The organism is Agrobacterium tumefaciens (genome assembly GCF_013337285.1).
GTDB lineage: Bacteria > Pseudomonadota > Alphaproteobacteria > Rhizobiales > Rhizobiaceae > Agrobacterium > Agrobacterium burrii.
Genome location: NZ_SUPW01000003.1, coordinates 83521 through 102893, shown reverse-complemented (window position 1 = coordinate 102893; position 19373 = coordinate 83521). Strand labels below are relative to the sequence as shown.

Annotated in this window: 18 protein-coding genes; 11 read left to right on the top strand and 7 right to left on the bottom strand. The window is 59.9% G+C overall.

From position 1 onward, the window contains the following. The first annotated feature begins 2 nt into the window (after window positions 1-2). The 5 genes from FCH38_RS10590 (at window position 3) to gpmI (ending at window position 6404) form a co-directional block, all read left to right on the top strand. Complete coding sequence (locus FCH38_RS10590; protein WP_153514588.1) at window positions 3-1130, top strand: acyl-CoA dehydrogenase family protein; 1128 nt, start codon at window positions 3-5, stop codon at window positions 1128-1130. Between the two features lie 44 nt (window positions 1131-1174). Beyond that, window positions 1175-2413 carry a 3-methyl-2-oxobutanoate dehydrogenase (2-methylpropanoyl-transferring) subunit alpha gene (locus FCH38_RS10585; protein ID WP_149899334.1) on the top strand — a complete coding sequence of 413 codons (1239 nt, stop codon included), beginning with the start codon at window positions 1175-1177 and terminating at the stop codon, window positions 2411-2413. 3 nt (window positions 2414-2416) lie between these two features. Continuing rightward, on the top strand, window positions 2417-3430 hold the full coding sequence (locus FCH38_RS10580; protein WP_174373730.1) for an alpha-ketoacid dehydrogenase subunit beta: 1014 nt from the start codon (window positions 2417-2419) through the stop codon (window positions 3428-3430). Window positions 3431-3432: 2 nt separating this feature from the next. Further along, window positions 3433-4686 (top strand): dihydrolipoamide acetyltransferase family protein, encoded by a 1254-nt coding sequence (locus tag FCH38_RS10575; protein ID WP_174373729.1) that lies wholly within the window; start codon window positions 3433-3435, stop codon window positions 4684-4686. Window positions 4687-4886: 200 nt separating this feature from the next. Beyond that, window positions 4887-6404: a 2,3-bisphosphoglycerate-independent phosphoglycerate mutase gene (gene gpmI / locus FCH38_RS10570; protein WP_174373728.1), complete on the top strand. Its 1518-nt coding sequence runs from the start codon at window positions 4887-4889 to the stop codon at window positions 6402-6404. 81 nt (window positions 6405-6485) lie between these two features. Here the strand turns inward: gpmI and FCH38_RS10565 are convergent, their stop codons facing one another. Genes FCH38_RS10565 through blh form a run of 4 tightly spaced genes read right to left on the bottom strand, consistent with a single transcriptional unit; the run spans window position 6486 to window position 8966 of the window. Then, window positions 6486-6923 (bottom strand): DUF6691 family protein, encoded by a 438-nt coding sequence (locus tag FCH38_RS10565; protein WP_174373727.1) that lies wholly within the window; start codon window positions 6921-6923, stop codon window positions 6486-6488. After that, a complete protein-coding gene (locus FCH38_RS10560) occupies window positions 6920-7327 on the bottom strand; it encodes a YeeE/YedE thiosulfate transporter family protein (RefSeq protein ID WP_174373726.1) in 408 nt (135 codons plus the stop codon). The genes FCH38_RS10565 and FCH38_RS10560 overlap by 4 nt, the downstream gene beginning before the upstream one ends. Continuing rightward, window positions 7324-7677: a sulfite-sensing transcriptional repressor BigR gene (gene bigR, locus FCH38_RS10555; protein WP_153514597.1), complete on the bottom strand. Its 354-nt coding sequence runs from the start codon at window positions 7675-7677 to the stop codon at window positions 7324-7326. Before bigR ends, FCH38_RS10560 begins: the two co-directional genes overlap by 4 nt. Next, entirely contained in the window at window positions 7671-8966 is a 1296-nt protein-coding gene (gene blh / locus FCH38_RS10550) for a bifunctional sulfur transferase/dioxygenase Blh (protein WP_174373725.1), read from the bottom strand. Before blh ends, bigR begins: the two co-directional genes overlap by 7 nt. Window positions 8967-9227: 261 nt before the next feature. On the opposite strand from blh, the gene FCH38_RS10545 reads away from it, so the two are divergent. The 5 genes from FCH38_RS10545 to FCH38_RS10525 all read left to right on the top strand — a co-directional run bounded on the left by FCH38_RS10545 (window position 9228) and on the right by FCH38_RS10525 (window position 13822). Continuing rightward, window positions 9228-9956 carry a FadR/GntR family transcriptional regulator gene (locus tag FCH38_RS10545; RefSeq protein ID WP_174373724.1) on the top strand — a complete coding sequence of 243 codons (729 nt, stop codon included), beginning with the start codon at window positions 9228-9230 and terminating at the stop codon, window positions 9954-9956. Between the two features lie 357 nt (window positions 9957-10313). Further along, window positions 10314-11336, top strand: a complete 1023-nt coding sequence (locus tag FCH38_RS10540) for an ABC transporter permease (RefSeq protein WP_149899325.1) — start codon at window positions 10314-10316, stop codon at window positions 11334-11336. Next, window positions 11336-12223 carry an ABC transporter permease gene (locus tag FCH38_RS10535; protein ID WP_174373723.1) on the top strand — a complete coding sequence of 296 codons (888 nt, stop codon included), beginning with the start codon at window positions 11336-11338 and terminating at the stop codon, window positions 12221-12223. Before FCH38_RS10540 ends, FCH38_RS10535 begins: the two co-directional genes overlap by 1 nt. Before the next feature lie 4 nt (window positions 12224-12227). Then, window positions 12228-13064 carry an ABC transporter ATP-binding protein gene (locus FCH38_RS10530; RefSeq protein WP_174373722.1) on the top strand — a complete coding sequence of 279 codons (837 nt, stop codon included), beginning with the start codon at window positions 12228-12230 and terminating at the stop codon, window positions 13062-13064. After that, window positions 13064-13822 (top strand): ABC transporter ATP-binding protein, encoded by a 759-nt coding sequence (locus tag FCH38_RS10525; RefSeq protein WP_174373721.1) that lies wholly within the window; start codon window positions 13064-13066, stop codon window positions 13820-13822. Before FCH38_RS10530 ends, FCH38_RS10525 begins: the two co-directional genes overlap by 1 nt. Window positions 13823-14413: 591 nt before the next feature. Here the strand turns inward: FCH38_RS10525 and FCH38_RS10520 are convergent. The 3 genes from FCH38_RS10520 to FCH38_RS10510 form a co-directional block, all read right to left on the bottom strand. Then, window positions 14414-16012, bottom strand: coding sequence for an ABC transporter substrate-binding protein (locus tag FCH38_RS10520; protein WP_174373720.1), 1599 nt, complete (start codon window positions 16010-16012; stop codon window positions 14414-14416). 82 nt (window positions 16013-16094) lie between these two features. Further along, window positions 16095-16724, bottom strand: a complete 630-nt coding sequence (locus FCH38_RS10515; protein WP_174373719.1) for an SGNH/GDSL hydrolase family protein — start codon at window positions 16722-16724, stop codon at window positions 16095-16097. Window positions 16725-16730: 6 nt separating this feature from the next. Further along, on the bottom strand, window positions 16731-17879 hold the full coding sequence (locus FCH38_RS10510) for a mandelate racemase family protein (protein ID WP_174373718.1): 1149 nt from the start codon (window positions 17877-17879) through the stop codon (window positions 16731-16733). 421 nt (window positions 17880-18300) lie between these two features. Here FCH38_RS10510 and FCH38_RS10505 point away from each other — a divergent pair, with 421 nt between their 5' ends. Next, window positions 18301-19329 carry an LLM class flavin-dependent oxidoreductase gene (locus FCH38_RS10505; RefSeq protein ID WP_174373717.1) on the top strand — a complete coding sequence of 343 codons (1029 nt, stop codon included), beginning with the start codon at window positions 18301-18303 and terminating at the stop codon, window positions 19327-19329. The last annotated feature ends 44 nt before the right edge of the window (window positions 19330-19373 follow it).

Genomic DNA, 19373 nt, shown 5'->3' with positions numbered 1-19373 from the left:
CGATGATCCTGAATGACGCCCAGCAGCAGATCAGGGACATGGCCCGCGATTTCGCCCGCGAGCGGCTCGCCCCTGGCGCCGCCGCGCGTGACCGGGAAAGCCGGTTCCCGAAAGACGAGCTGAAAGAGATGGGAGACCTCGGTTTCCTTGGAATGCTGGTCTCAGAAGACTATGGTGGGTCGGAAACCGGTGCCGTGGCCTATGCGCTGGCGCTGGAGGAGATCGCCGCCGGTGATGGCGCCTGTTCCACCATCATGAGCGTCCATAATTCGGTCGGCTGCGTGCCGATCCTGAAATTCGGCACGGAAGACCAGAAACAGCGTTTCCTGCCGAAACTGGCTTCCGGCGAATGGATCGGCGGTTTTGCGCTCACCGAACCGCAGGCAGGCTCCGATGCCTCCAATCTGAAGACCCGGGCGCGGCGAGACGGCGACCGCTATATTCTCGACGGCGCGAAGCAGTTCATCACGTCAGGCAAGAATGGCGATGTCGTCATCGTTTTTGCCGTCACAGATGTGGCGGCGGGCAAAAAGGGCATCAGCGCCTTCATCGTGCCGACCGATACGCCGGGTTACGAGGTGATCAGGGTCGAGGAGAAGCTCGGCCTTCATTCTTCGGATACCTGCCAGATTGCCTTTACCGACATGGTGGTTCCGGCCGAGTTGCGGCTGGGCGAAGAAGGGCAGGGATATCGGATCGCGCTTGCCAATCTGGAAGGCGGCCGCATCGGTATCGCTGCGCAGGCGGTCGGCATGGCGCAGGCCGCCTTCGAGGCGGCGCGGGATTATGCCCGCGAGCGCAAGGCTTTCGGACAGGCGATCATCGAACATCAGGCGGTGGCGTTTCGCCTCGCGGATATGGCGACGCGCATTACGGCGGCGCGGCAGCTGGTGCTGCATGCGGCGGCGTTGAAGGAAGCGGGTGAGCCCTGTCTTTCGGAGGCCTCGATGGCCAAGCTCTTCGCGTCCGAAATGGCCGAACGCGTCTGCTCGGACGCCATCCAGATTCACGGCGGCTACGGTTACATGGCGGATTATCCGGTGGAGCGGATTTATCGCGATGTGCGCATTTGCCAGATTTACGAGGGGACAAGCGATGTCCAGCGCATGGTGATCGCTCGGAACCTGTGAGGATTGTTTCGCGGTCTGGAGGAGACCGTGATGGGAGGAGTAGAATGGATATAACCGAAACGCCACATCTCAGCCTGCATGTTCCAGAGCCTGCGGTGCGGCCCGGCGGGGAGCCGGATTTCTCCAATGTGAAGATACCCAAGGCCGGCTCCGTGCCGCGCCCGGATGTGGATGCAGCGCCGGAAAGCATGCGCGATCTCGCTTATTCGATCATCCGCGTTCTCAACCATCAGGGCGAGGCTGTCGGGCCGTGGGCAGGGCTGCTTTCGGACGAGGAATTGCTGGTCGGCCTCAAAAACATGATGCGGCTTCGAGCTTTCGATGCCCGCATGCTGATGGCGCAGCGGCAGGGCAAAACCTCGTTTTACATGCAGCATCTGGGGGAGGAGGCGGTCAGTTGCGCCTTCCGCAAGGCGCTTTCCAAGGGCGACATGAATTTCCCGACCTACCGGCAGGCGGGGCTGTTGATCGCCGACGACTATCCGCTCGTCACAATGATGAACCAGATCTATTCCAACGAGCTTGACCCGCTGCACGGGCGGCAATTGCCGGTTCTCTATTCTTCGAAGGAGCATGGCTTCTTCACCGTCTCCGGCAATCTTGCCACACAATATGTCCAGGCGGTCGGCTGGGCGATGGCCTCGGCCATCAAGGGCGATACGAAGATTGCGGCCGCCTGGATTGGCGACGGTTCGACGGCAGAGTCGGATTTTCATTCCGCGCTGGTCTTCGCCTCCACCTACAAGGCCCCGGTCATCCTCAATATCGTCAACAATCAATGGGCCATTTCCACCTTTCAGGGCATCGCGCGCGGTGGTTCCGGCACATTTGCGGCGCGCGGGCTGGGCTTCGGCATTCCCGCACTCCGGGTCGATGGCAATGATTATCTCGCCGTTTATGCCGTGGCGCGCTGGGCCGTGGAGCGGGCGCGCCGCAATCTCGGCCCGACGCTGATCGAATATGTGACCTATCGCGTCGGTGCCCATTCCACCTCGGATGATCCAAGCGCCTATCGCCCCAAGACCGAATCCGAAGCCTGGCCGCTGGGCGACCCGGTTCTTCGGCTCAAGAAACATCTCACCCTGCGCGGTGTTTGGTCGGAAGAGCGGCACCGGCAGGCGGAGGCGGAAATCGCCGACGAAGTGCTTGAAGCGCAGCGCGAGGCGGAAAGCCACGGCACGCTGCATGAAGGCAAAAAACCGCCGAAAAAGGATATTTTCGAAGGCGTTTACGAGGAGATGCCGCCGCATCTCGCCCGCCAGCGCCAGAAGGCAGGATGGTAAGACATGGCAAGAATGACGATGATTGAAGCCGTCCGCAGCGCCATGGATGTGTCCATGGAGCGCAGCGACGATGTCGTGGTGTTCGGCGAAGATGTGGGTTATTTCGGCGGCGTCTTCCGCGCCACGCAGGGACTGCAGGGGAAATACGGAAAAACCCGCTGTTTCGACGCACCAATCAGCGAATCCGGCATTGTCGGCACGGCCATCGGCATGGCCGCTTATGGCTTGCGGCCCTGTGTCGAAATCCAGTTCGCCGATTACATGTATCCCGCCTATGATCAGATCACCCAGGAGGCGGCGCGCATTCGTTATCGCTCCAATGGCGATTTCACCTGCCCGATCGTGCTCAGAATGCCGACTGGCGGCGGTATTTTCGGCGGGCAGACGCATAGCCAGAGCCCGGAAGCGCTTTTCACCCATGTCTGCGGGCTGAAGGTGGTTGTTCCCTCCAACCCTTATGATGCCAAGGGGCTGTTGATCGCCTCGATCGAAGACCCCGATCCCGTGATGTTTCTGGAGCCGAAGCGACTCTATAACGGTCCCTTCGACGGTCATCACGACCGGCCGGTAACACCGTGGTCCAAGCACGAGATGAGCGAGGTGCCGGAAGGGCACTACACCATCCCCATCGGCAAGGCCGAAATCCGCCGCCCCGGAAACGCTGTCACCGTCATCGCTTATGGCACCATGGTGCATGTGGCGCTGGCGGCAGCGGAAGAAACCGGTGTGGATGCCGAGATCATCGATCTGCGGAGCCTGCTGCCGCTTGATCTCGATAGTATCGTCAAATCCGTCTCCAAGACCGGCCGCTGCGTCATGGTGCATGAGGCGACGCTGACCTCCGGCTTCGGGGCAGAGGTGGTGTCACTGGTGCAGGAACATTGTTTCTATCATCTGGAGGCTCCCGTCGTTCGTGTCGCCGGTTGGGATACGCCTTACCCGCATGCGCAGGAATGGGACTATTTTCCCGGACCCGCCCGCGTCGGGCGCGCACTTGTCGAAGTCATGGAGGCCTGATTATGGCGGAATATACCATTACAATGCCCGATGTCGGCGAAGGCGTTGCTGAAGCCGAACTGGTGGAATGGAACGTCAAACCGGGCGATCCGGTGCATGAGGACATGGTGCTGGCCGCCGTGATGACTGACAAGGCGACGGTCGAAATTCCGTCGCCGGTGGCGGGCATCGTCACCTGGCTGGCCGTGACGGTCGGAAACACCGTGCCGGTGAAAGCACCACTCGTCCGCATCGAAACCGATGTCTCTGCTGCCGCTCCCGAGGGCAACGCGCCGGAAGCGGAAGCGCCGGCGGATATGACGGAAGCACCGCCACCAGTTGAAACCCAGCCGGCTGCGCGTCCCGCCGAGGATTCGCCGCCGCCACTTCCAGCCGAACCGCATCATAAACCGCTGGCGTCTCCCGCTGTTCGTCAGCGTGCCGACGATCTCGATATTGATCTCACAAAGGTCAAGGGAACTGGGCCGGACGGGCATATCACCCATGCCGATCTCGATGGGTTCTTAACCGTGCGGGGACGGCCGGAACGCCCCGAACACGTAGCGCCCCACGACAGCGCCGTCGAGGAAGTGAAGGTCACGGGGCTGCGGCGCAAGATCGCCGAGAAGATGGTGCTCTCCGCCTCCCGTATTCCGCACATCACCTATGTCGAGGAAGTCGACGTGACCGATCTGGAGGATTTGCGCGCGACCATGAACGGCAATCGTCGTTCCGGACAGCCGAAACTGACGATCCTCCCGTTTCTGATGTGCGCTCTGGTGAAAGCAGTGGCCGATCATCCCGGCATGAATGCCACTTTCGATGATGAGAACGGTGTCGTCCGTCATTACGAAGCCGTCCATATCGGCATCGCCACGCAGACACCGTCCGGCCTCACCGTTCCGGTTGTGCGCCACAGCGAAACGCTCGGCCTTTGGCAATGTGCAGACGAAGTCGCACGCGTTGCCGAAGCTGCCCGTACCGGCACGGCGCATCGGGAAGAACTGATGGGCTCCACCATCACCATCAGTTCGCTCGGGGCATTGGGCGGCGTGGTTTCGACACCCATCATCAACCATCCTGAAGTGGCGATCATCGGCGTCAACAAGATCATGATGCGGCCAGTCTGGGATGGAACGCGCTTCGTGCCGCGCAAGATGATGAACCTGTCGTCCAGCTTCGATCACCGGGTTGTCGACGGCTGGGATGCCGCCGTCTTCATCCAGGCCATCAAAGCGCTGTTGGAAAAGCCGGCTCTGATCTTCATCGACGGCTGAAAGCTTTTTTTCCGTGAAGCACTCCGGCTTCACGGAACTGTTTCGGTGTCGGTATAGGCTTGCGTTCGCGATCTTCGGGTATAGAAGAGAAAGAACGAGAAGCCGTGTTTTCTCATCATGATCATAGTGGCGGACGGGGGCGCTCCGGTGCCCAACGCTTCGCTGTCCGCCGGCAACCGAATGAAGAAGAAGGTCCTCCCATGCGCACTCCCAAACCCGTTGTCCTGACTATTCTCGATGGCTGGGGCTTAAGCGAGGACAAATCCAGCAATGCGCCTGTTCTGGCGAACACGCCCACCATGGACCGGCTTTTCGCCACCTGTCCGAATGCGACGCTGACCACTTTCGGCCCGAATGTCGGCCTGCCCACCGGGCAGATGGGCAATTCCGAAGTCGGCCATACCAATATCGGTGCCGGCCGCATCGTTGCCATGGATCTCGGCCAGATCGATCTGGCGATCGAAGATGGCAGCTTTTTCCGCAATGCGGCGATGCTTGATTTCGCCGCCAAGGTAAAGACCGCGGGCGGCGTAGCGCATCTGATGTGCGTCGTTTCCGATGGCGGCGTCCATGGCCATATTCTCCACGGCCAGGCGGCGGTGAAGCTGATGATCAGCCACGGTGTGAAGGTCGTCGTGCATGCCATCACCGATGGCCGCGATGTTGCGCCGCAATCGGCAGAAGATTTTGTGGCAGCGCTCGTGGCGAGCCTGCCGCAAGGCGCCAGCATCGGCACCGTGATTGGCCGTTATTATGCGATGGATCGCGACAACCGCTGGGAGCGCGTTGAAAAGGCCTATGACGCCATGGTTCTCGGCAAGGGCGAACATGCGTCGGATGCGGTGAGCGCGGTCGCGCAGAGCTACAAGAACAATGTGACAGATGAATTCATCCTGCCGACGGTGATCGATGGTTATGAGGGTTTCAAGGCCGGCGACGGGTTGTTCTGCCTGAATTTCCGCGCCGACCGCGCCCGTGAAATCCTGCTTGCCATCGGTGCGGATGATTTTGATGGTTTTGCCCGTGAAAAGCCGGTGCTTTCGGCATTGCTTGGCATGGTGGAATATTCCACCCGGCACGCTGCTTTCATGACGACGGCCTATCCGAAGCGCGATATCGCCAATACGCTGGGCGCATGGGTTGCAAAACAAGGGCTGACGCAGTTCCGTCTCGCCGAAACCGAAAAATATCCGCATGTTACCTTCTTCCTGAATGGCGGCAAGGAAGAGCCGGAGGTGGGCGAAGACCGCTTCATGCCGAAGTCTCCGAAGGTCGCGACTTATGATCTGCAGCCGGAAATGAGTGCGCCTGAAGTGACGGAGAAATTCGTCGAGGCGATCGGCAAGGGTTATGATCTGATCGTCACCAATTTCGCCAATCCGGACATGGTCGGCCATACAGGTGATCTGCAAGCGGCGATCAAGGCCTGCGAAGCTGTGGATCGCGGACTTGCCGCGGTCGTTGCTGCTCTGGAAAAAGTCGGCGGCGCGATGCTGGTGATTGCCGACCATGGTAATTGCGAAACCATGGTTGACCCTGTGACCGGCGGCCCGCACACGGCGCATACCACCAATCCGGTGCCGGTGATCCTGTTTGGCGGCCCGCAGGGTGCAAAGCTGCATGACGGCATTCTTGCCGATGTTGCGCCCACCTTGCTGCAACTGATGAACGTGCAGCTGCCCCCGGAAATGACGGGCAAGAGCCTGATCGACCTGTAGTCGAAGGTCTTCGCGCGGGTGCTTTGCCACCCGCGCAGGCCATCTTTATCATGCTTGTCGTATGAACGTTGACCGGTTGAGCTACGGCTCTTTTGCCAGGAGGCGATCATGCGCCAACATGCCTGCAATCATGGCGCAGACGAAAAGAATGACCGGCAAAAGCCCGAGAGCGAAAGCCGACAATGCCGGGCCGGGGCAGAAACCGGCAAGCCCCCAACCGATGCCGAAAATGGCTGAACCAAGGATGAGGGGCCGGTCGATGCGGGTTTTTGCCGGAAGGCTGAAGTCTTCAGCAAGAACCGGCCTGGCAATAAAACGGCTGAGCAGAACACCCGGCACGGCGACCGAGACTGCGCCGCCAAGAACAAACATCAGGCTGGGGTCCCAATGGTCGCTCGCCATGTCGAGAAAACCTGAAACACGGGCCGGATCGACCATGCCGGAGAGCGACAGGCCGAAACCGAACAGTGCTCCTGCGACCAATGCAAGCGCCACACGCGCCATGGCTTGATTTTTCATGACAGGGCTCCCGTTATTGTTGCAGCAAGAATGCCGCTCATCAGGAAGGTTGCGGTTGCGGCGATGGAGCGCCGGGAAAATCGCGCCAGCCCCATGATGCCGTGGCCGGAGGTGCAGCCGGAGCCCATGCGCGTGCCGAAACCCACCAGCAGGCCGGCAATGATGATCAGTGGCCACGGTGCGACTATGGTTACTGCGGGAAGTCGGCCAAATGCGGCGGCGTAAAGATAAGGCCCGGCCAGCAGGCCGGCCACGAACGCCAGATCGGCGAGACGCCGCTCCCGGCCGAGCATCCTGCCCATGATACCGCTGATGCCGGCGATGCGGCCGTTGAACAGAAACAGAAGGATGCATGCAAGACCGAGAAGCATGCCGCCGAAAAGCGAGGGCCAATAGGGGCTCACGCGGCCGCCTCCGGCGCACAGAATATGGCGTAGAGAGCTTCGATAAGCTGGGCCGCTTTCGTCTCGCTCATCCGGTAGAAAATCTGCTTGGCTTCGCGCCGGGTTTCGACAACACCCGCTTCCCGCAGCACGCCAAGCTGCTGGGAAAGCGTGGGCTGGTGAATATCAAGCTTCGCCTCCAGTTCGCCGACGGAAAATTCTGCCTGCGCCAGTGTGCAGGCCAGCATCAGCCGGGCGGGATGGGCGAGTGTCTTTAAAAGCAGCGCAACTTCGACGGCGCGTTCTTCCATGGCGGGCAGGGGGATTTCGGTGATGCGCGGAGCCTGTTGCCATATATTGTCCTTCACCATGTGCTGCCCTCCAGCCCATCGAGCGGGAATTTGAGGTAGCGTTTGCCGTTGGCCTCCGGTTCCGGCAGACGGCCGCCTCGGATATTGACCTGCAATGCGTGCAGAATGAGCTTGGGCATCGGCAAGGTGCGATCCCGAGCTTCGCGCAGACGGATGAAGCCTTCTTCCGTCATGTCGGCCAGATGCGGATTGTTGCGTTTCTGTTCTCCGACCGTGCTTTCCCATTTCGGCGCGCGACCGCCGGGTTGGTAGTCATGACCGGTAAAAAGCCGTGTTTCGTCAGGAAGGGCAAGGATATCCTGAATGGAAGTCCAAAGCTCCCTGGCGCTGCCGCCTGGAAAATCGGCGCGCGCGGTGCCGGAATCCGGCATGAAAACCGTATCATGCACAAAGGCGGCGTCGCCCACCACATAGGTGACGGAAGCCAGCGTGTGGCCGGGGGAAAACAGCACGCGGGCTTCCAGCGAACCGATGTTGAACCTGTCACCTGCTTCAAACAGCCGGTCCCATTGCGAGCCATCGGTCTCAAGGTCGAGCCAATTGTATTTCGCCTGCCAGAGCTTTTGCACGCCGGTAACTTTTGCGCCGATGGCGGTCTGCGCGCCGGTTTTCTGTTTCAGATAATGGGAGGCAGAAAAATGGTCGGCATGCGGATGGGTATCGAGTATCCATTCTACCGAAAGGCCCTCGCTTTCGACATAGGCCAGAATGGCATCGGCATTCATCGTGCCCGTCGCGCCGGATTTCTCATCAAAATCATAGACGGGGTCGATAATGGCGCAGCGTCCGGTCGCTGGGTCCGAGACGACGTATTGCAGGCTGGATGTACGTGGATCGAAGAATGCCTTGACGTGCGGCGTCGCCAAAGTCCGCCGTTCCAGCCAGCGAACCGCGCCGGACAGGTCAAAACCATGCGTCCTGCCGAAAGCCTCGATTTCGCTTTGCTGTATACGCGCGTCAAGCGCTTCGCCGAGCACGTAGAGTGTCAACGCGCGGGTACCGCCTTTGCAATGGGCAAAAACAGGGCCGTCGGCCGCGGCCATCGCCTGCTGGAAGGCCCGAATATCGGCCTCGGTCATGGTCGGTCCGGTCACCGGAATGAAGCTGTAAGTCAGACCTGCCGTACCGGCGGCGCTTTTTTCCCGCATGTTGCCCGGCTGGCCGGCGTCTTCTCCATCCGGTCGAGCGTTGATGATGCCTCTATAGCCTTGAGCGGAGAGTGAAGGGAAATCGGCGATCTCCGGCTGGCCGGCTACGGTTAGACGCTCGTTGATCTTGACGGCGCTCATCAGCATCTCCTGTTGTTCTAAATTAATATATGTTATTGTATAATGTATATCGTTTTCTTGCAAGAGTTGGAAATTTCTTATCGAGCGTCTGGGTTGATTTGATATCGTTCGTGACAGGGTATTCTGGCTGGCGCAAGGCTTCGCCCAAGATGGATGACCGCGAGGAGCAGGCAAGGCAGCCAGTCGTCAAGGCGCCCCGGCCCTTGCAATGTTGCGGGTGTTTGCTAACATGCCAGACAGGTTAAAAACAGGTGGGCTGGAATGGACGTTGAGAGCACGAAGCAGGGGGTATCGCTCGCGGCGAAAATCAGTTCTGCACTGAGACGGGATTTGTCGGAAGGCGTGTTCCTCCCCGGTGACCGTCTTCCGAGCGAGAGCGCGCTCACGCGTGAATATTCCGTCAGCCGCACCGTGGTGCGCGAAGCCATCGCCATTCTGCGCGCCGATGGTCTCGTTGAAGCCCGCAAGGGCGCGGGCGTTTTTGCGGTGGAAACGAAACCGGCCAAGGAACTGCCTTTCAACGATCTGGCTGTCGGGCGGATTTCCTCGGTGATCGAATTGCTGGAATTGCGCACGGTTTTCGAGGTTGAATCCGCCGGGCTTGCGGCATCGCGCCGTTCCGCCGTGCAGGTGGAGGCGATTGTCGATGCGCATCGGCAGATTGGTGATTGTCTCGCCGCGGGGCTGCCAACACGCGATGCCGATTTCGAATTCCATCTGGCGATTGCTCAGGCGACGCAGAACCGGCGTTTCCCGGAATTTCTTCAGCTGATCCGCTCCGGCATCATTCCTCGCGGGGAATTGCAGGGTGCTGCACCCGGCGCGCGTCCGAAGGACTATAATCTGCATCTCCAGGAGGAGCATGCGAGGATTGTCGACGCCATCATCGAAGGTGATGCCGATGCCGCGCGCCAATATATGGCGGCGCATCTGCGCGGCAGTCTTGAACGCTACAAGGTGCTTCTGCGCTCGCGCACAGCAGCGGAGTGAGTGAGCTTATTTCATTGCTGTGGTTACGGACGGGTTTGACGTTGTGGTACATCCGCGCTGTGAGCGCGCTTTTATGCCCACCTAAAATCCCATTTGGATTCGATCCCGGCTTGTTTCGGGTGGAATGACCTCCAATGGAAGTGCTTTCAAAGAATCCTCCGCCTGCCAACCCGGTAGCAACCCAGCAGGGTCGCTTCGCCCCTGACGGCCTTTCCCTATTTCGAAATAAGTCCCAGCACAGATTTCACAGCTTGCTTGCTTGACAGCTTTCAACACCTGTGACAACTTATCGATAGTTGTCAGACAGGATCGTGCCTTTGTTCTTCGCGCCGGTCGACTTCTGGCAAGGGAGGAACCATGTCAAAAAGACGTCTTTCGCTGTATGGCCTGTCCGGCCAGATCGGAAGTATTGCGGTCACGCTGCTCGGATTGTTGCTGCTGACCTTTTTCATTGGCCGCCTGATGCCTGCCGATCCCGTGCGGGCCATCGTCGGCGAGGATGCGACGCGCGAAACCTATGAACAGGTTTTTCATGCGCTCGGCTTCGACCGGCCGCTGTGGCAGCAGTTCATCTATTATCTCGGCGACGTGTTCACCGGCAATTTCGGAACCTCGATCCGCACGGGCCGCCCGGTCATCGAGGATATCATCCGGGTCATGCCGGCGACGATGGAGCTTGCGACCTTCGCGATCCTGATCGGCGCGGGCCTCGGCATCCCCATGGGCGTCTATGCCGCCGTCAAGAAAGACCGCTGGCAGGACCATCTCGTGCGCGTTCTCAGCCTGTTTGGCCATTCCATGCCGATTTTCTGGACGGGCATGATCGCGCTGATCGTTTTTTACGCCCATCTCGGTCTTGTCGGCGGCGGTGGTCGCATGGACCAGTTCTATATTGGTCTCGTGGAAGAACGGACGGGCTTTCTGCTGATCGACAGCCTGCTGGCGGGAGACATGGAAGTGTTCTGGTCGGCGATCAACCACCTCATCCTGCCCGCCGCTTTGCTCGGTTATTCCTCCTCGGCCTATATCACCCGCATGACGCGCAGCTTCATGCTGGATCAGCTGGGCCAGGAATATGTGACGACCGCGCGCGTCAAAGGCCTGTCGCAGCGGCAGACGGTGTGGCTGCATGCCTTCGGCAATATCCGCGTGCAGCTGGTCACCATCATCGCCCTTGCTTACGGCTCGCTGCTGGAAGGCGCGGTGCTCATCGAGACCGTGTTCGCCTGGCCGGGTTTCGGGCAATATCTCACTAGCAATCTTATCATCGGCGATATGAATGCCGTGATGACCTGCGTGCTTATCGTCGGCGTCATCTTCATCGGGCTCAATCTCCTGTCCGACATTCTTTATCGCTTTTTCGATCCGAGGACCCGCTGATGACGGCTCGTGCAGAAACATCCTCTCGTCTTCCGGTGCCGTTGAACGCGCTGAAGAACATTGTCATCTTCCTGCTGAAAAGCCCGACATCAGCCTTCGGTCTGCTGATATTGCTGCTTCTCGTCGTTTCGGCCGTTTTCGCGCCGTGGCTCGCGACGCACGATCCTTACGTGCAGGATCTGACCAAGACCCTGCAACCGCCGGGCAACGGCCATTTCTTCGGCACGGACGAACTGGGACGCGATATCTACAGCCGCCTGCTGTGGGGAGCACGCATCACGCTCACCATCATTTCGCTGGTGTCGATCATCGTCGGTCCGGTCGGCCTTCTGGTCGGTACGGCCTCCGGTTATCTCGGCGGCAAGTTCGATACGGTGATGATGCGCATCACGGATATCTTCCTGTCGTTTCCGAGCCTCATCCTGTCGCTCGCCTTCGTGGCGGCGCTGGGGCCGAGCCTCAATAATGCGATCATCGCGATTGCGCTCACCTCGTGGCCGCCGATCGCGCGTCTTGCGCGCGCCGAGGCCATGACGTTTCGGAAAGCGGATTATATCGCCGCCGCACGGCTTCAGGGCGCCTCGCCACTGCGCATTATCGTCAAGTCGATCATGCCCATGTGTCTGCCCTCAGTTCTTATCCGCCTGACGCTGAATATGGCGACTGTTATTCTGACTGCTGCCGGCCTCGGCTTTCTCGGTCTTGGCGCGCAGCCGCCGCTGCCGGAATGGGGGGCGATGATCGCCACCGGCCGGCGCTACATGCTTGACAGCTGGTGGCTGGTGACTTTCCCCGGCATTTCAATCCTCTCCGTCAGCCTCGCCTTCAACCTTTTAGGCGATGGCCTGCGGGATGCGCTCGATCCGAAACAGATGAATCGGAGATAAGACCATGGAAAAACCAATCCTTGACGTCGAAAATCTCCGCATCCGTTACGGTGGTTCACCGACCGAGGCGGTGCGCGGCATCTCCTTCACGCTTGGCCGGGAACGGCTGGGCATCGTCGGCGAAAGCGGCTCGGGCAAATCTACCGTGGGCCGGGCCTTGCTGCGCCTCCTGCCATCAGCGACGATCACTGCCGACAAGCTGGATTTCGAAGGTCTCGATCTTCTCGCGCTCAGTGAAAAAGAGATGCTGAAGGTTCGCGGACGACGCATGTCGATGATCCTTCAGGATCCGAAATTTTCGCTCAATCCCATTCGTCGGGTCGGTGAGCAGGTGACGGAGACCTATCTACGGCACTTCAAGGCGTCGAGGTCGGAAGCGCGGGAAAAGGCGCTCGCCATGCTCGACGCGGTAAAAATCCGCGACGCCGCGCGCGTCTACGAGCAATATCCGCACGAGATTTCCGGCGGCATGGGCCAGCGCGTCATGATCGCCATGATGCTGCTTGCCGATCCTGATCTGGTCATTGCCGACGAGCCGACCTCGGCGCTGGATGTGACGGTGCGGTTGCAGGTGTTGAATATTCTCGACGGTCTGGTGCGGGATCGCGGCATCGGCCTCATCATGATCAGCCATGACCTCAATCTCGTGCGCAATTTCTGCGACCGGGTTCTCATCATGTATGCCGGCCGTGTGGTGGAAACGCTTGCCGCGCGCGATCTCGATCAGGCGCAGCACCCCTATACGCGTGGCCTGTTGGCGGCGCAGCCGCGCATCGGCGGCTCGCGCTCGCCGCTCGCGGTGCTGGATCGCCGTCCCGAATGGCTGGAGGAGAACGTATAATGGCCGTTTCCGTCGAAACCCGCGATCTTTCCATCAGCTTCGGCAGCGGTCATACCGCGCTGAAAGTGCTGCCTTCGGTGTCCTTCCGCGTCGAACCCGGCGAGTGCTTCGGGCTGGTCGGCGAAAGCGGCTCGGGCAAATCCACCGTGCTGCGCTGCGTCTCCATGCTGAACGATTTCTGGAGCGGCGAAATCTTGATCAATGGCAAGTCGGTTCGCGACATGCCGCTGATCGAGCGCTGCCGCACGTTGCAGATGGTGTTTCAGGATCCCTATGGCTCGCTGCATCCCCGGCAATCGGTGCGCACCGTGCTTTCGGAATCGCTATCGATCCACAAGCTCGGCGACCGTGAAGGGCGCATGCGCAAGGTCATCACCGATGTCGGCCTGCCCGTGTCATTCCTCGATCGTTTCCCGCACCAGCTTTCCGGCGGCCAGCGGCAGCGTGTGGCGATTGCCCGTGCGCTGATCCTCGAGCCGTCGCTTCTTTTGCTCGATGAACCGACATCGGCGCTTGATGTCTCGGTGCAGGCGGAAATCCTCAACCTGTTGCAGCGCCTGCGCGAAGAACGCGGCTTCACCTATATCATGGTGACCCACGATCTCGCCGTCGTCGATCACATGTGCGACCGTTTCGCCGTGATGCTGCGTGGCGACATCACCGAAATCCTGCCGCGCGACGCTATCGCCGGCAATAGGGCGACGCATCCCTATGCGCGTGAACTGATCGGCGCCTCACTGGAATATGAAGGCGCATGACGGCTCCAAAACCGTGACCGTCCTCCTCCGGGGCGTCACGCATAATAACATCCTCCCTACCTGCCCGGCCTTTGTGCCGGGTATTTTTTTGGATGGGGCAGGCCGAAAATAGAAGAGACTGGGTAGTGATTGTGCCTTGGGCTCGGGCTGCTGGCAAAGCGAAAACCTCTCTTCCGTCATGCCGGACTTGTGTGGACGATCACACGAATATGTGGTCCGTTCTTGCGATGGCGTTGAGGATCGTGACGAGCTTTCGGGCACGAATGAAGTAGCGGTGTCATCCGATGGTCGGCAAACCTCGCCAAACACGCCGACGTCATCCTCGGGCCTGTCCCGAGGATCTGCAACGGCTTGATTTTGTTGGCGTGTTTAGATCTTTGGGACAAGCCCAAGGATGACGTCGAGAAAAACGCACTACGTTCGCCAATAACCTCTATGCCATATAAAGTGTCCAGAATTTTAAACCGGACAGTGGTGACGGCGTGGGGGATGCTCCGCTTTCGTCAAACGCTTCGGGCTTGCGAGGCCTCGTTAACAGCAAAAAGGCGCGGGGTGAGCCGCGCCTTTTTCATGCGTCGATATGTCGACCGACTACCGCTCCTTGCTGACGCTTTCAAACCGCGAGAGCCAGGGGCTGACGATCATGCCCTTGACGTCGCTCCGGAAGGCGGCAGTGTCGATGACTTCCGAGAAGGGCTGAATGGACATGACGATTTCGTCCATATAGCCCTGCAGGTCCTCATAGAGTTTCGCCTGTTTGGTGGGGTCGCGCTCGACAAGCGCCGTCTCGATCATCTTGTTCAGCTTTTCATCGAAGAAGCTCGTCCGCCAGCTCTGGTAGTTGGTGAGCTTGGCGTCGTCGGCATTGTTGGGATTATAGGCGATGGAGCGCAGGTTGTTGTCCGGGTGCGGCTGCTGGCCGCCGCCGCCGCGACCGAGCAGCAGTTCGAAGTTACGCTCGCGCATCGCGCCGTAAATCTGGTCGCCCGAGCCGCTGATCAGTTCGGCCTGAATGCCGGCCTGCGCCAGCGTGTTCTGGATCGCCGTTGCCGCCTTCATGAACGGGTCTTCCGAAAGCACGCGCAGCGTCGTCTTGAAACCATTTGGATAACCGGCCTCAGCCAGAAGCGTCTTGGCCTTTGCGATATCGAGCTTGTAGCCCTCGTCGGGCAGCGCACCCATCACGCCGGTGCTGAGGGAGCGCTGATGCAGCTTGCCGTAATAGGGCATCACCGCCTTGTCGAGGCCTTCGTAATCGATCAGGTAACGCAGTGCTTCGCGCACCTTCTTGTTCGCGAATTTCTCATCCTTCATCGAAACGCTGAGGTAATAAAAACCGGAGCCGGGCGTGGATTCGATGGTGATTGTCTTGTCGGCCTCAAGCGACTTCAGGTCCGGGGCCTGCAAGGAGTAGGCGACGTCGATATCGCCCTTTTCCAGCATCAGGCGCTGCGACTGGGATTCCGGCAGATGGCGCATCAGGATGCGTTTCATCTTGGCTTTTTCACCCCAATAATCGTCATTGCGGGTGAGGATGATATATTCGTTGGATTTCCACTGGGTCAGCTTGAAAGGGCCGGAGCCGGCGGAATTCAGCGTCAGCCATGCGCCGCCCAGATCGCCGTCTTTTTCATTCTCAAGCGCCGTCTTGCTGTCGATGATCGAGCCGGGACCATTTTGTCCAAGGATCATCAAGAGCAGGTTGGGGTCGTCCGCTTTCGGAATATTCAGCACGAAGGTCTGGTCGTTCTCGGCAACGAAGAGCTTGTCGGCCTCCTCCAGCTTGAAGCCACGGGTTTTCAGGAAGGATGATTGCGCCAGATTGCGGGCGAGCAGGCGCTTCAGGCTCCAAGCCACGTCCTTCGCCGTCACCGCATTACCGGAAGCGAATTTGGCATCGGCGCGCAGATGGAAACGGATCGATTTCCGGTCCTCGGCAATTTCCCAGCGTTCGGCAAGGCGAGGCTGAACACTGCGATCTTCAGGCGAAAGCACGACCAGTGTGTCATAGACGTTGTTCAAAACCTGCACGGTCTCACGGCCGGTGATGGCGGCGGGATCGAGGGTCAGGATATTGCTCATGGTCGTGGCGACGATAAGCTGGTCTTTCGGCGTTTCGGCGAAAACACTGAGCGGCATGGCGCCGATCAACAAGGCGCCAAGCGCTGCGGTTGCAAGAAAATGTTTCATCTTTCCTCCCAATGCGGCCGGTTCATACGGCCTTCCAAGTTTCGATCCACGCGCGCCTGGTTCCTCCAAAGGCTTTGCGTGATCAGCCAAGAATGTCTCTGACGGGTGCAACAAGCGCCCGGCCGATTGCCGCCGTTGCCAGCGCTTCCAGATGCACGCCATCCACCGGCGAGGCGCTGGCGACCGATCCGGCATCGAAGAAGGCGTGTCCGAGTTCGGTCGCAAGTTTGCGGTAAAGCGGGGCAAGACGCAGCGATTGTTCGATATCGCGCCCGCCGGCAGGTTCTCCGCCGGGGCCTTCCACGCAGGGCGGCGGTGCGACGATCAGAAGTTTCGGCACGGCCTCTCGTGGCTTGTAGATGAAGGTCTCGACGATCTGCGCCAGCCGTCGCATGCCGGAAACGGCGGCTTCCGCCCGCCCGCCATGCACCGGCTTGATGTCGTTGGTGCCGAGCATGACGATGACGAGATCAAGCGGCATGTGGCACGAAAGCGCGACCTCAAGCGCCCGCGCGCCGTTGCGGCAGGCGGGGCCAGCATGGTCGTCATAACAGGTGGTACGCCCGCCAAGACCTTCCGGATGAACCTTTACCCTTCCGGCAAGCTCGGTTTCCAGAACCTCCGGCCAGCGATGTTCGACCGGGTGGCGAAGACCCGTTGCCGGGTCCGCGCCCCAGGTGAGGCTGTCTCCAAAGGCGAGCACCGTTTTCATCGCCCGTTACCTCACCCGGTTGTTATCGATGAAGGTAAAATCAATGTCCTCGCCAAGGCCCGGGCGGTCGGGAACGCGGACGAAGCCGTCACGGTCCATCGGGTCCGACAGCGACTTCAGATAGTCGTGGCCATCATCATATTCGAGGAAGGGGTGCAACAGGCCGCGCTCATACCAGCGGCAATTCTTGGTGGCGGCCACCACATGCAGGTTCATGGCCGTGTTGCCATGCACTTCGCATTCCATGCCGAAAGCCTCGGCCAGATGCATGGTCTTCAGCGCCGGGGTGATGCCGCCGACATCGTTGACGCCGGTGCGCAGGATATCGCAGGCGCCGGCCTTGATCCACTCGGCGCGGTGCCAGTGCTTGCCGGCCGCACTTTCCGGGCCGACGACGGGGATATCGAGATTGTCGGAGAGCCATTTGTAGGAAGACAGCGACTGCTCATCCATCGGCTCTTCGATCCAGTCGAAGTCAAGCTTTTCCAGGCCCCGACCCAGTGCCAGCGCATCGGTGCGGGAATACCAGTGGAAGGCGTCGATCATCAGGTGAATATCGGGTCCGACTGCCTCGCGCACGGCGGCGCAGGCCTTGAGGTCCATCTTCACATCCGGCGCCCAGCTGACAGGCGGCATCCAGGTGTGCAGCTTGATGCCCTTGTAACCGCGCTTCACCAGCGTTTCGGCAAAACGGCCGTAATCTTCCGGCGTCGCCAGCCCGCCTTCCAGCTCGTCACCGCACATGATGGAGCCATAGGCCAGCACCTTGTCGCGATAACCGCCGATCAACTTGTATACAGGTTGGTTGAGCGAGCGGCCGGCAAGATCCCACAATGCGCAGTCCACGACCGCCAGTGTGCGGTCCGTCAGCTGTGCGGCCGAACCGCGCTGCCAGTGGGCAAGATCCTGCCACAGCCGTTCGCGGTCGCGATGGTCTTCACCGATCAGGACTTTCTTGACGAATTTTTCGATGAGATGCGGGCGAACGATCTCCGGTGCGGTGAAGGAGTGGCCTTCCTGCCCATCTTCCGTGCGGACGGTCAGCATGGCCTGTTCCACCTGATGCGCCGGACCCGGATGTGCGTGACCGGCACTGTCCGAGTGGCGACGGGTCGTCGTGCGAAAAACACGGACCTCGACGTCGGTGATGATCATAATTCCTCCCTCATGCAGGTATCGCAGCGTTCGTGGTTACTGCAATGTCATACATGTCTGCGTTATTTGTCAACATGTATGATAATCTGTATTACATGTTTGGATGGGAAATCAAGTTTTTTGTCGGAAAGCTGGCATCTGGAGTGATGGGCAGACCGGCTTTGTGGCTGACAGGAGCTGCGAAAGAAAAAGCGGACGTGGAGAGCCGGGCGCGGCAGGGTTGTTGTGAATAAATCTATAATTTTAGTAGATTATTGAATCGCGCAACGATCTTTCAATAATGACCGGGACTATAAAAGACCATGCCGTGCCAGCCGCGCCCGTTATCGGGCATTCTGCTGAATATACGCGGCGGGCAAGAACGGCCGCAGCAATGCCGCCCGAGCCCATCTTCTTCAGCAACTATTCCCGGACGCACACTATGCCCCTTTCCCATATTTCCCATTTCGCCTTTCTGGTTCCCGGCAATTATAACGATGATGATCCCGCACAGGGGTTGGAGGAAACGCTGCAGCTTTTAGAAGGCGGGGAGGCGCTGGGGTATCACAGCGCCTGGGTGCGTCAGCGCCATCTGGAACGCGGCGTATCCTCGGCGGCCACCTTTCTCGCGGCGGCGTCACAGCGCACCAAGCGGATCGGCCTTGGCACCGCCGTTATCCAACTGGGTTATGAAAACCCGTTCCGGCTGGCCGAAGATCTCGCCACGGTGGATATCCTGTCACGCGGGCGGCTGAATGTCGGCGTTTCCGTGGGCGCGCCGCCCTTTGCCCATCTGATTTCGGACTACGTCGATGCGGCTCCTGATGCGGATTACAGCCATGCCCGCGCCGAGAAGCTGGCCAGAGCCTTGAGATCGGAGCCTTTGTCCAGCGAGACGGAGGCTGGGAATGCCGCCGGTGCGCAGGTGCCGCGCCTTCGGCCCTTGGCCAGGGGTTTGACCGACAGGTTGTGGTATGGCGGCGGATCGCAGAATTCCGCACGCTGGGCTGGCAAGGCAGGCTTCAATCTTCTGACCGGCAACATCGTCAGCGGTGAAAATACCGATGATTTTCTGACCGCGCAGGCGGCTCTCGTTGCCCGCTTCCGGCAGGAATGGGCGCATGAGCGCCAGCCGCGTGTCGCGCTAGGACGGGTGATCCTGCCGACCGATAGCGCAAGCCCCGCGACACGCCGCCGTTATGCGGAATTTGTTGCCGAGCGCGACAAGCGCACGACCACACCGCATGGTGCGCGCCGCACACTTTTCCTGCCCGATATCGTTGGCACGACTGAGGAGATTCTGGAAAAGCTGTCGCACGACCCCGTGCTGCCGCATGTCACGGAATTCCGTCTGGAATTGCCCTATGAGTTCCAGCCGGAAGATTATCGCCAGATCGTCACGGATTTCGCGTCCGTCGTACCGCAGTTTTTCGGCGGGCAGGCCGTTTTGAAAGTGGCGGCGGGGCAATAATATGTCCCTGACATCAGCCACTCCCGCTTGCAGCGGGAGACGGC